This window comes from Mangrovibacter yixingensis (assembly GCF_020523985.1).
GTDB lineage: Bacteria > Pseudomonadota > Gammaproteobacteria > Enterobacterales > Enterobacteriaceae > Mangrovibacter > Mangrovibacter yixingensis.
This window is the reverse complement of record NZ_JAIVKM010000001.1, coordinates 14,976-27,063: the sequence shown is the minus strand read 5'-3', so window position 1 is coordinate 27,063 and position 12,088 is coordinate 14,976. Positions and strand designations below refer to the sequence as shown.

The window sequence follows — 12,088 nt, the reverse complement described above, 5'->3', positions numbered from 1 at the left end:
GGTTATCCTTCCTGCTCGATACGGGTTAATACCTGGCGTAATACCGGGCCATATTCATATTTTCCCGGGCACACATAAGTGCACAATGCGAGGTCTTCTTCATCCAGTTCAAGGCACCCTAACGCCTGAGCACCGTCTGTATCGCCAGCCAACAGGTCTCGCAGCAGTAAAGTGGGCAAAATATCAAGAGGCATAACACGCTCATAGTTACCAATAGGCACCATTGAGCGTTCGCCACCGTTGGTATCTGTCGAGAAGTTAAACAGTTTATGTTTCAGGAAGTGACCCAAAGTAGTGCGGGTGATGGAGAATTTGTCTTTGCCCGGCATAACCCAGCCGAATAGTTCTTTCTCGCGCCCTTCGAGTAATACAGAAACCTGCAAATGAAAGCGCCCTAACCAGGCATGCGGGCCATGCGCAATATGCCCATTCAGAACAGAGCCAGACAGAATGCGGTTTTCACCTTCAGCCAGTTCACCTTGTAACAGTTCTTCCAGTGATGCTCCGAGACAGGTACGCACCAGGCGTGGATTGTTTACTTGCGGGCCACCCAATGCCACAACACGTTCACAGCAAAGCTCCCCATTAATAAACAGCTTCCCGATGGCGATAACGTCCTGGTAATTCAGATGCCAGACCTGCTTTTTAATACTCACCGGTTCAAGGAAATGAATATGAGTACCCGGCAAACCGGCAGGATGTGGCCCTGCAAATTCGTTAAAGGTGACCTGACCGGATGAATGCCCACCCAGTTTGCCACCACTTGCCTGGCAAACATGCACTTTGCCTTTTGTCAGGCGGGCAAGTACGGATAACCCGGCATTAAACATCTCACGTTCATTGTGAATAATCAGTTGCGGATCTGCGGCAAGTGGGTTGGTGTCTATTGCCGTCACAAAAATAGCGGTGGGTTCTGAACCTGGTGTGGGGGATTTACTGAATGGACGAGTACGTAATGCAGTCCATAATCCAGAAGCCAGCAACTGTTGCTCAACGGTTTCCCGTGAGAGCTCAGCGATATCCTTCAGCGCATAGCGGTTAAAAGTAATTTGTTCATTACCATCAACTTTAATGACCACTGATTGCAACACACGCTGTTCGCCACGATTAATGGCAACCACAGTGCCGCTGGCAGGTGCAGTAAAAATGACCCCGGGATTTTTTTTATCTTCAAAGAGTGGCTGCCCTTTACGGACCGGTTCGCCCTCTTTGACTCGCATAGAAGGGCGCATGCCGACATATTCTTCGCCGAGCACTGCCACATGACTGATGGCAGGGCCATCATAAATTTCCTGGACAGGCCTGCCTGCGATAGGCAAGTCGAGACCTTTTTTAATTTTAATCATATGGTTATCACGCAATTATTAACGTAATTCCGCCAGCAACAAGCCACTGACGCCAGAGTAGTGATGAAAGGTGATACAGCACGAAGGTTAAGAAAAGGAGGAGAGCAATGCAGTAAAATACACGCGGCAAGCCTTATACCAAAAGGTTTGTGCCGTTGGTGAATCCCAGGAAAGCGTCCTTTCTTATCTTATCCACCGGCCATCAATCAACTCACCGGGTTTTACTATTAATCTACTTTTGACCCGCAAGATAGTACCATTAATCGGACGCCTTGCATGCGAAAAACCCAATCCAAAATCAGGGAGTGAGAACAAACTCGCAAAGTACAGAATAAAAATATGCTTGCCATAACAACCATTACACAATTATCTGCCAAACATCCCTCTCAAGGGCTTGCGAAAATTAATAGTGGTGCTAATGTGAGCCCGATCAGGCAGAAAAATCTGATTTTGGGTCTTCTTAGCCAATCTGGCGATTGATTTTAAGGTTTATCAAGGAATATAGCAGTATGCGTAAAATCGCACTTGTATTTGCGATGCTTCTAATGCCCCTTTTGTCATTTGCCAGTGACATTTCCGGCGGCACGATAGCAAAACCAGCCAGCACAGAAATGAAAAAGCAGTTAATGGGCTCCCCGGTTTATATCCAGATTTTCAAGGAAGAACGCATTCTTGAGCTGTACGTCAAGATGGGCGAACGCTATCAGTTGATGAACAGCTACCGCATCTGTAACTATTCTGGTGGTCTTGGGCCAAAACGGCGCATGGGGGATTTTAAAAGCCCAGAGGGCTTTTATTCTGTTGGGCGAAGCCAGCTAAAACCTGACAGCCGCTTTTATAAAGCAATTAACATTGGTTTCCCAAACACTTACGACCGGGAACACGGGTATGATGGTAAATACCTGATGATCCACGGAGCCTGTGTATCCGTCGGTTGTTATGCAATGACCAACTCGAATATTGATGAAATATTCCAGTTTGTTACTGGTGCTATTATTTTCGGGCAACCTCAGGTTGAGGTGAATATCTTCCCTTTCCGTATGACAGACGCCAATATGGCGCGTCATAAATATTCTTATTACATCAAGTTCTGGGAAGAGCTAAAACCGGGTTACGACTATTTTGCCAAATACCATCAGCCACCTGTAGTTTCCGTAGTCAATGGTCATTATGTTGTGGGTGCGCCCAATATGAACGCAACCCAACCACAACTGGCCTCAAACTATACGGTCTCCCAGGTAAAATAGTGCCCATGAACCAGGTTCGATTTGGGTCCAGGTTTCATTGCCGGTTAAAGGCTGTGTAGCAATAACGGTGACCACATCATTCGGTGTGGTTTCTTTCTGAAAGTCGATTTCTACATCTTGATCCAGTAATGTCGCAACGCCAAACGGTGCTCGCCGGGTTATCCAATGTAACCGGGTAGAACAGTAGGCCATCACGTAACGCCCGTCAGACAGCAACATATTGAATACGCCCTTTTCCCGCAATTCACCTGCAAGTTGTGCAATGTAACGAAACACGGCAGGCATGTTGCCAGGGGTTCGCGGGTAGCGTTCATTGAGCTTATGCAACAACCAGCAAAAAGCATACTCGCTGTCGGTTTCGCCTACCGGGCGAAAATGCCCTGTATCCAGCGAATGGTAGCCTTTCAGTTGCCCATTATGTGCGTATGTCCAGTTACGCCCCCACAACTCACGAGTAAACGGATGCGTATTTTCCAGCGCGACTTTGCCACGATTGGCCTGCCGAATATGTGCGACCACTGAGCAAGATTTGATAGGGTAGTCCTGGACCAGGCGGGCAATGGGCGAGCGAAAACTGGGTTGAGGATCTTTAAAGGTCCGGCAACCTTTCCCCTCGTAGAATGTAATTCCCCAGCCATCTTTATGAGGACCGGTTCCGCCACCACGCTGAACCAGCCCGGTAAAACTAAAGCAAATATCGGTGGGCACATTCGCGCTCATCCCGAGCAATTCACACATAAAACACCTCACACATGGTAGCAGCACAACACGAAAACGCCTGTGCCGCTACCAGCTACTGCGCCATTGCCTTTTATTGGCTCAGGCTTTTACCATTTCTTTTTCAATTAACTGAATCAGAATATGGATAACTTTAATATGGATTTCCTGAATACGATCAGCATAGCCAAAATGTGGCACACGAATTTCCACATCAGCACTGCCTGCCATTTTCCCGCCATCTTTGCCTGTTAGCGCAATGACTTTCATGCCTTTCGCTTTCGCTGCTTCAATCGCTTTAATTACGTTACCTGAGTTACCCGAGGTAGAAATACCCAGTAATACATCGCCTTCCCGGCCAACTGCTTCTACGTAGCGGGAAAAGACATACTCATAACCGAAGTCATTGCTAACGCAGGAGAGATGGCTGACATCAGAGATAGCGATTGCCGGGTATCCAGGACGGTTTTCACGGTAGCGCCCGGTGAGTTCCTCAGCGAAATGCATTGCGTCACAATGCGAACCGCCATTGCCGCAAGAGAGCACTTTTCCCCCAGCTTTAAAGCTGTCTGCCAGCATCACTGCTGCGCGCTGAATGGAATGAATATTTTCTTCATCTTTCAAAAAGTTAGCCAGTGTTTCGGCTGCTTCATTCAGCTCACCACGAATCAAATCCTGGTACATAAGGAATATCCTTCAGTATTAAAAATATCAGCCAGAAGTTTACCGGATAGCACGAACAGCGAGAAGCACTGCTGGTTAGATGAACCACTTTTTTTCAGACTCTTGTCATGAACATTGTGAACCAGGTTGTAATTATTTTGTAAATAGATTGATAAAGAAATGCACATCCACTAAAACCATAACTACATCAAGTGGTCAGACCTCCTACAAGAAGGGAGCTTTTCTTATGCTGATATTGAGTATTGTTGCAACGTTTATTGTGCTAGGTGCGCTGTTTTATCACCGTCTGTCGCTGACACTAAGCAGCCTGGTTCTGTTGTTATGGACCGCAGGCCTTGCTGCTACCGGGCTGTGGTCTGCCTGGGTGCTGTTACCGTTGTTAATTATGCTGGTGCCGTTTAATTTTGCACCAATGCGCAAATCTCTGATTTCAGCGCCAGTATTTCGTACTTTTCGTAAAGTGATGCCACCAATGTCGCGAACCGAAAAGGAAGCAATTGATGCTGGCACTACTTGGTGGGAGGGTGATCTTTTTCAGGGGAAACCTGACTGGAAAAAACTACATAATTACCCACAGCCAGTGTTAACCCCCGAAGAACAGGCCTTTCTTGATGGCCCGGTGGAAGAAGCCTGCCGCATGGCGAATGATTTCCAGATAACCCATGAACTGGCAGATCTTCCTCCAGAGTTGTGGCAGTACCTGAAAGAACACCGTTTCTTCGCGATGATTATCAAAAAAGAATATGGCGGTCTGGCTTTCTCGGCTTACGCTCAGGCGAAGGTGTTGCAAAAGCTCTCTGGCGTCTCAGGCATTCTTGCCATTACTGTGGGTGTTCCTAACTCTCTGGGGCCGGGTGAATTGCTGCAACACTACGGTACTGAAGAGCAAAAAAATCATTATTTACCACGCCTGGCTCGCGGCCAGGAAATCCCTTGTTTTGCGCTGACCAGCCCTGAGGCCGGGTCTGATGCAGGTGCAATTCCTGATACAGGCGTTGTTTGCATGGGTGAATGGCAAGGCGAACAAGTGCTGGGTATGCGGCTGACCTGGAATAAGCGTTACATCACTCTGGCACCGGTTGCTACGGTTCTTGGCCTGGCATTTAAACTGTCTGACCCGGATAACTTATTGGGCAAGGAAACGGAACTGGGCATTACTTGTGCGTTAATTCCAACGTCTACGCCTGGCGTTGAAATTGGTCACCGTCACTTCCCACTGAATGTACCTTTCCAGAACGGCCCAACACGCGGTAACGATGTATTTGTCCCTATTGATTATATTATTGGTGGCCCCCAAATGGCAGGCCAGGGCTGGCGCATGTTGGTTGAATGCCTGTCAGTCGGACGCGGAATTACCCTACCCTCCAACTCAACTGGCGGCCTGAAATCTGTTGCAATGGCTACCGGAGCTTATGCGCATATTCGCCGCCAGTTCAAAGTCTCCATTGGCAAAATGGAAGGGATTGAAGAAGCTCTGGCACGTATTGCAGGTAATGCCTGGGTTATGGATGCTGCTGCATCATTGATTACCTATGCCATAGTGATGGGTGAAAAACCGGCTGTGCTGTCGGCAATTGTCAAATACCACTGCACTCACCGTGGGCAGCGTTCAATTATTGATGCCATGGATATCGCTGGCGGCAAAGGCATTATGCTCGGTGAATCTAACTTTCTTGCCAGGGCTTACCAGGGCGCACCTATTGCCATTACCGTTGAAGGCGCCAACATTCTGACCCGCAGTATGATGATCTTCGGCCAGGGAGCCATTCGTTGCCATCCTTATGTTCTGGATGAAATGACTGCTGCTCAAAATAACGATGTGAACGCGTTTGATAAGCTGCTTTTCCGCCATATTGGCCATGTGGGTAGTAATAAAGTACGCAGCTTCTGGTTGGGTCTGACAAATGGCCGTACCAGTGCTGCACCAACACGCGATGCCACTCGCCGTTATTACCAACAAATGAATAAGCTGTGCGCTAACCTGGCGTTGCTTTCAGATGTTTCAATGGCGGTGCTGGGTGGCAGCCTGAAACGCCGTGAGCGTATTTCGGCGCGTCTTGGCGATATTCTCAGCCAGTTATATTTGGCCTCTGCAGCGTTGAAACGTTATGAAGATGAAGGGCGCCATCAGGAAGATTTACCGTTGGTACACTGGGGGGTTCAGGATGCGCTGTTCCAGGCTGAGCAGGCTATTGACGACTTGTTGCGTAATTTCCCCAATAAAGCTGTTGCCCGTTTATTACGTGTTGTGGTCTTCCCACTTGGCCGCCGCCATCAGGCACCTTCTGATAAACTGGACAGCAAGGTCGCGACAATTCTACAACAGCCCAGTGCAACCCGTGACCGTATTGGCCGCGGCCAGTTCCTGGAGCCGAGTGAACATAACCCGGCTGGCCTGATAGAAGCCGCATTGCATGATGTTATTGCTGCCGAGCCGATTCATAAACGGCTGTGTGAAAGCCGCGGTAAAAACCTGTCGTTTACCCGCCTGGATGCACTGGCAAAATCGGCACTGGCTGCAGGGGAAATAACGGAAGAAGAAGCCCGGATATTGAAACAGGCGGAAGTTAGCCGATTACGCAGTATTAATGTCGATGAGTTTGAGCCGGATGCACTGGCTACTCAGCCAGTAAAGTTCCATGAGGCCAGCCATAAAGACCAGGCTGCCTGATTTGAGCTAAATCCGTTATCTCTGTGATACATCCGCAAACCGCATCTGGTAACAGGTGCGGTTTTTATTTCGCGGCTAAACGCGTTATTGTCTGATACAGTGTGATAATCCCTGAATAAATGTGGAGCGCTGACGGTGTCTGGTTTGAAAATTACCCTGTTGCAACAACCGCTGGTCTGGATGGATGGTTCCGCCAATTTGCGCCATTTTGATGTGGTGATGGATAAGCTTTCTGGGCGGGATTTGATTGTCCTGCCAGAAATGTTTACTACCGGCTTTGCAATGGAAGCAGCACAGCAGTCCATGCCTGAAGCTCAGGTCATTGAGTGGATGAAAGAAAAGGCCTGCCAGTGCGACGCTATGGTTGCGGGCAGTGCTGCATTGCAAACTGAATCCGGGCCGGTTAACCGCTTTTTACTGGTCACACCGGAAGGTGAAGTCAGTCATTACGATAAACGGCATCTCTTCCGCATGGCTGATGAACACCAGTTCTATCAGGCTGGGAATGACAGAGTGATTGTTGAATGGCGAGGCTGGAGAATTTTACCTTTAGTCTGCTACGATCTGCGTTTCCCTGTGTGGTCACGCAACCTGGGCGATTACGATTTAGCTCTGTATGTTGCCAACTGGCCTGCGCCCCGCTCGCAGCACTGGCAAACATTGTTGTCTGCCCGGGCCATTGAAAACCAGGTTTGGGTTGCTGGCTGCAACCGGGTGGGTACGGATGGCAATGGGCATCATTACCGGGGCGACAGCCGGGTTATCTCGCCACAAGGGGAAATCATTGCCTCTTGCGATCCACACCATGCTGCACGCATAGACGCTGAACTGTCACTCACTGCGTTGCAGGAGTACCGGGAAAAATTCCCGGCCTGGCGCGATGCAGACAACTTCATGCTTAACCGCTGATAGCCTCCCTCTCAGGCAATTTGCCTGGGGGAGCCCACCTGTCATTAACTTCCCCGGTAGGTCGACCACGACCAGGGGGAAATCAAGAATGGCAGGTGATAATGCAGATTATCTGCCGGTAAAATCAGGTCAATTTGCGCGACGGGGTAGAGTGTTTCACGTTGAGTAATAGCAAAATACTCACCAGTTTGCGCAACCAGCCGGTACTGACCTGGCCCTAGTTCCCCACCACCGAGGTTTTTCAGGCGGCCATCGGTATCTGTTTCACCCTGCGTTAGCGTTACCCACTTACCAGACTGAAGTTGTTCCAGGCGAATAGCCACACCCACAGCCGGTTTCCCGATTGCCGTATCCAGAATATGTGTGCTGAGCGTACTCATGGTAAGAAAACTCCTTCAAGGCGTAATAACGTAATCTGCCGTAGCTGTTCAAGCGCTTCCAGGCTTTCTTGTTCTGGTTTCAACACCATCCGGCGTTGTAATGCCTGCAGAATATCCTGCCCGGATAACCCTTTTGCCCGAATCAAAAAAACGCGTCCAAAACGCTTTTCGTAATCGGCATTTCCTTTTGCCAGTGCCTGTACCAGCGCCTGATCTGCAGTATTCACCGCAGCCTGTTCGCCGCGCGATAGCTGTGCTTCTTCACTCTTACCTGTTGGCCGCTCACCAATGCGAGGGTGTGCACTGAGCGCCTGATTAAGCTCTGCTGCTTGCCATGTTTCAGCTAATTCAATTGCGTGCTTTTTCAATGCTGTAAACGACGAATAAGGCCGGCCAGCAACCAGTGCTTCTTGCCAGGCTGGTATTGCCACGCAAGCCTGAATCATGGCCTTCGCGGCCTGAGTATCTGCCTGGTTAAACCGGGCCAGTGGCGTTGGGGCTTCTGCAACCGCGCACACCGCCTGGCTCCATGCTTTCATCGCAACAGCAACATCAGCTTCAGTTATCGATTCTGCCGGGTGATGGCTGATACCTTTTTCACAGCGAACGAACAGCATGCCGACCGGCCAGCGTTCTGCGACAGCAATAGCATCATGCCCTGCGCCGCTCGGCAGAGAAAGCGCTTTGCCCTGAGCAGCAGCAACCGCTTCACTCAATGCTGCCTGTAACACTTGGGAGCATGGTGTCGCCGGAATAGAATAGAACGTGTCGTGGGTGAAGGATAACCCGCGTTGGTGCGCAATCGTTTCTGCTTGCGATAACAGTTGTGACAACAATGCATCCCGGCAGGCATCCGATGGGCTGCGAATATCCAGTGTCAGTTCCACCGAGCCAGGAATAACATTAACGGCACCAGGCAGACAATTAACCGTACCCACCGTTGCGACATTGTCGCCACCACTTGCCAATGTTATTTGTTCCACCTGGTGAATCCAGGCGGCAGCAGCGGCAAGTGCATCATGGCGATGCGCCATCGGCACTGTACCGGCGTGCCCGGCCTGGCCGGTGAAACAGCAGCGCAAACGGTGAGCACCATTGATGGCTGTCACTACGCCCAACGGGAGCAAGGCCTGTTCCAGAACCGGGCCTTGCTCAATATGCAGTTCAAGGTAGGCGATAAAATCTTCCTGGCTACGCGCCGCCATACCAATTCTCGCCGGGTCAAGCCCTGCCTGCACCATCGCCTGGGCAACAGTAATGCCTTCGCTGTCCTGGCATTCCAGCCAGTTTTCAGGCCAGGTACCTGTAATCCCCCGGCTACCCAACAGGGTTATACCAAAGCGCGTGCCCTCTTCATCTGAAAAGCCAATAACTTCAATGGCATGAGACAGGCGTTTACCTTGCTGGTTAAGCCAGTCAACCACTTCAATGGCTGTCAGTACCCCCAGCATGCCATCATACCGCCCGGCATTTCTGACAGTATCCAGGTGTGAGCCCAGTAATACAGCACTCGCACCTTCTGTTTCACCTTCATAACGGCCACAGATATTTCCTGTGGCATCCTGCCAGGTGGTCATACCTGCTTCTTCCATCCAACGGGCAACTTGCTGATTTGCCTGTAAATGCTCAGGTGACAGGAAAACCCGGGTAAGTTGCCCCGGGGTTTGAGAAATTAACGCCAGCGTATCGCTGCGCGCCATAATGCGGCTGGCCGCCTGGCGGGATTGTTCGTCGGGCATTGCCATCACTGTCATGGGCGCGCCTCCGCGTCATAGATATCCCATGCGGCCTGCATTGCTGCCCCCTGTGTGGTTCGAAAACCATGGCGGTTAAGCACTGCTTCCAATGCCGTTAAAGTCTGCAATACGCAATCTTTACGAGCGTTATAGCCCATCGTGCCAATACGCCAGATTTTGCCCTGCAGTGGACCAAATGACGTGCCTATTTCAATATGGAAGTCTTCCAGCAGTGTTTTGCGCACCGCTTCACCATGAACATTTTCCGGAATAACCACACCCATGACGTTATTCATTTTATTGGCGATATCGCCAAATACAGACAGCCCCATTCCCTGAATGCCAGCAACCATAGCCCGGCCATGTAATGCGTGGCGAGCAATGATGTTGTCCATGCCTTCTTCCAGCATGATGCGGGCACATTCGCGTGCGGCAAATAACATGCTGGTTGCTTCAGTGTGGTGGTTGAGGCGTTCTGTCCCCCAGTAATCCATGATCATGCCCAGATCAAAATAGTTGGACCAGATCATTTCATCGTCACCATCTTCATGAGATGCACTGCGGATCCCTTGCTCGATACAACGGCGCTTGCTGATGACACTCGCCATTTCAGGGCTGAGGGTAACCGGCGAACTCCCGGAAGGCCCGCCCAGGCATTTTTGTAACCCGGCGGAAACGGCATCCAGTCCCCACTCATCTGCCTGCATTGGGTTGCCGCCTAACGACGCTGTAGCATCGGTGTAAAACAACACGCCATGGCGGCGGCAAATCGCACCTAATTCTTCCAGCGGCTGTAACATTGTGGTGGAGGTATCGCCCTGAACAGTCAGCAGCAAACGAGGTTTCACATGCCGGATAGCATCTTCAATTTGATCCGGGGTAAAGACTTCTCCCCAGGGAACTTCAATGGTATGCACTTCTGCATGGCATCGCCGGGCGATTTCACACAACAAATGTCCAAAACGCCCAAATACTGGCACCAGAACCTTATCGCCAGGACGAATGGCTGAAACCAACACCGCTTCGATACCCGCACGAGATGTACCATCCACCAGCATCGTCCACTGGTTTTGGGTGCGGAAGACGCCCCGGTATAACGCCATCACTTCATTCATGTATCCCGTCATCACCGGGTCATACTGGCCGATCAATTGGCTGGACATAGCACGTAAAACGCGAGGGTCAGCATTAATTGGCCCCGGTCCCATCAATAACCGGTGAGGAGGATTGATTTGTGGATAAAGCTGGGTGTCGGACATGATGATTCCTTGATATAGACAATTCGCAATGAAACAAAAGATTCTTAATGAAAAGTTCTGCAACTAATGTGCCATAGCGAAACAAAAACAACCAGCACCATAACTACAGGTAAAATATTTATTTTTTAGAAAAGTTATTGGCTGGAGAGATAAGAGAGAACGCCCTAAAAGTGAACACTATCATAGTGCATTGGCACCATGATAGTGCAATTTAACGCTGTTCCAGTTCATCAAGCGAACCATACAGTTCCGCTATCTGATGAATACGCTGCCTGCCATCTGCAAGGCTGTGGTGTAAGAGTGCATTTGCCAACAAATTTACCAGGCTCATTGCACTGCTGTAGCAATCAAATGCCGAAACGCTGTCCAGAGGGGCTTCAAGGTGCCAGCCACCGACACCTTTCAGAGTGCTGGCTTGCGGTTCGCTAATAACTACCAGTGGGATGCCCCGTTGCACCAGATCATTCAATATCGGGCGAATAATGCGCGGGCGGCGGCGAAAGGCGACCATCACAACGCAATCACTGGGGCTGATGTCGACCAACTCTTCAGATAAAGTCTGCCCTGGCTGAGGAAGTACATAGACATTGCCACGGCTTTGCAGTAGTTGCTGACGCAAGTGCAGTGCTACTGGCCAACTATTACGTAAACCAACAATCAGAATACGTTTTGCTACTGCCAGCGCAGAAATAATATCGCTGAATTGCGTAGCATCAAGGGTATTGACCCAGTGTGTCAGGTTAGCCATTTCTTGTTTGTAATGGCGCGCCAGCAGGGTGTTGCCCTGCACCGCATCACGGTTTTCTGTTAGGGGCATCCCACTTTGGCGCAAAGTACGTAATTCATCGCGCATAACTTTGTAGCGGTCATACCCCAGTCGTTTAAACAGCCGGCTGACTGTTGCCTTCGAGACCCCACTCAGCCTTGCCAGTTCAGCACTGTTATAGCTTATCAAATCATCGAAATGATCCATGATAAACCCAGCCACTCGCTGTTCCTGTGGGGAAAGCTGGGCATAGCTGGCCCTAAGACGCTCATCCAGTTGTTTCATGGGTTCTCCTGTAACTTTTGTTGCAACCGACCTGAGTATAATGAAACATTTCGCGTCATTCTGGAACGTCTCTTGCTTAGTATTAATG

General features: G+C 50.0%; 10 protein-coding genes and 1 pseudogene. 3 read left to right on the top strand and 8 right to left on the bottom strand.

What is annotated here, in order from left to right:
* Nucleotides 1-2 precede the first annotated feature (2 nt).
* Nucleotides 3-1,346 (bottom strand): Na(+)-translocating NADH-quinone reductase subunit A, encoded by a 1,344-nt coding sequence (locus tag LC084_RS00145; protein ID WP_226568358.1) that lies wholly within the window; start codon nt 1,344-1,346, stop codon nt 3-5.
* Between the two features lie 509 nt (nt 1,347-1,855).
* Between LC084_RS00145 and dpaA the strand changes: the two genes are divergently transcribed.
* Nucleotides 1,856-2,593: a peptidoglycan meso-diaminopimelic acid protein amidase gene (dpaA, locus tag LC084_RS00140; protein ID WP_226568356.1), complete on the top strand. Its 738-nt coding sequence runs from the start codon at nt 1,856-1,858 to the stop codon at nt 2,591-2,593.
* Here dpaA and LC084_RS00135 read toward each other — a convergent pair.
* Both LC084_RS00135 and lpcA read right to left on the bottom strand, forming a co-directional pair.
* Nucleotides 2,564-3,331 (bottom strand): class II glutamine amidotransferase, encoded by a 768-nt coding sequence (locus LC084_RS00135; RefSeq protein WP_226568354.1) that lies wholly within the window; start codon nt 3,329-3,331, stop codon nt 2,564-2,566. The genes dpaA and LC084_RS00135 overlap by 30 nt on opposite strands.
* A gap of 81 nt (nt 3,332-3,412) precedes the next feature.
* Nucleotides 3,413-3,994 (bottom strand): D-sedoheptulose 7-phosphate isomerase, encoded by a 582-nt coding sequence (gene lpcA / locus LC084_RS00130; RefSeq protein ID WP_226568352.1) that lies wholly within the window; start codon nt 3,992-3,994, stop codon nt 3,413-3,415.
* Nucleotides 3,995-4,220: 226 nt separating this feature from the next.
* Between lpcA and fadE the strand changes: the two genes are divergently transcribed.
* A complete protein-coding gene (fadE, locus tag LC084_RS00125) occupies nt 4,221-6,665 on the top strand; it encodes an acyl-CoA dehydrogenase FadE (protein ID WP_226568350.1) in 2,445 nt (814 codons plus the stop codon).
* 135 nt (nt 6,666-6,800) lie between these two features.
* On the top strand, nt 6,801-7,574 hold the full coding sequence (locus LC084_RS00120; RefSeq protein ID WP_226568348.1) for an amidohydrolase: 774 nt from the start codon (nt 6,801-6,803) through the stop codon (nt 7,572-7,574).
* A 44-nt stretch (nt 7,575-7,618) separates the two neighbouring features.
* On the opposite strand, the gene uraH is transcribed toward LC084_RS00120, so the two are convergent.
* The 5 genes and pseudogenes from uraH to LC084_RS00095 all read right to left on the bottom strand — a co-directional run bounded on the left by uraH (nt 7,619) and on the right by LC084_RS00095 (nt 12,000).
* Complete coding sequence (gene uraH / locus LC084_RS00115) at nt 7,619-7,954, bottom strand: hydroxyisourate hydrolase (RefSeq protein WP_226568346.1); 336 nt, start codon at nt 7,952-7,954, stop codon at nt 7,619-7,621.
* Nucleotides 7,951-8,472: a 2-oxo-4-hydroxy-4-carboxy-5-ureidoimidazoline decarboxylase gene (gene uraD, locus LC084_RS00110; RefSeq protein WP_226571090.1), complete on the bottom strand. Its 522-nt coding sequence runs from the start codon at nt 8,470-8,472 to the stop codon at nt 7,951-7,953. The genes uraH and uraD overlap by 4 nt, the downstream gene beginning before the upstream one ends.
* Nucleotides 8,452-9,708: pseudogene (hpxK, locus tag LC084_RS00105) on the bottom strand (allantoate amidohydrolase); the annotation flags it as partial. The pseudogene hpxK and the gene uraD, both read right to left, overlap by 21 nt.
* On the bottom strand, nt 9,705-10,949 hold the full coding sequence (locus LC084_RS00100; RefSeq protein ID WP_226568344.1) for a pyridoxal-phosphate-dependent aminotransferase family protein: 1,245 nt from the start codon (nt 10,947-10,949) through the stop codon (nt 9,705-9,707). The pseudogene hpxK and the gene LC084_RS00100, both read right to left, overlap by 4 nt.
* A gap of 211 nt (nt 10,950-11,160) precedes the next feature.
* The gene (locus LC084_RS00095) at nt 11,161-12,000 is read right to left on the bottom strand and encodes a MurR/RpiR family transcriptional regulator (RefSeq protein ID WP_226568343.1); all 840 of its coding nucleotides are present in this window, start codon (nt 11,998-12,000) and stop codon (nt 11,161-11,163) included.
* Nucleotides 12,001-12,088 lie beyond the last annotated feature (88 nt).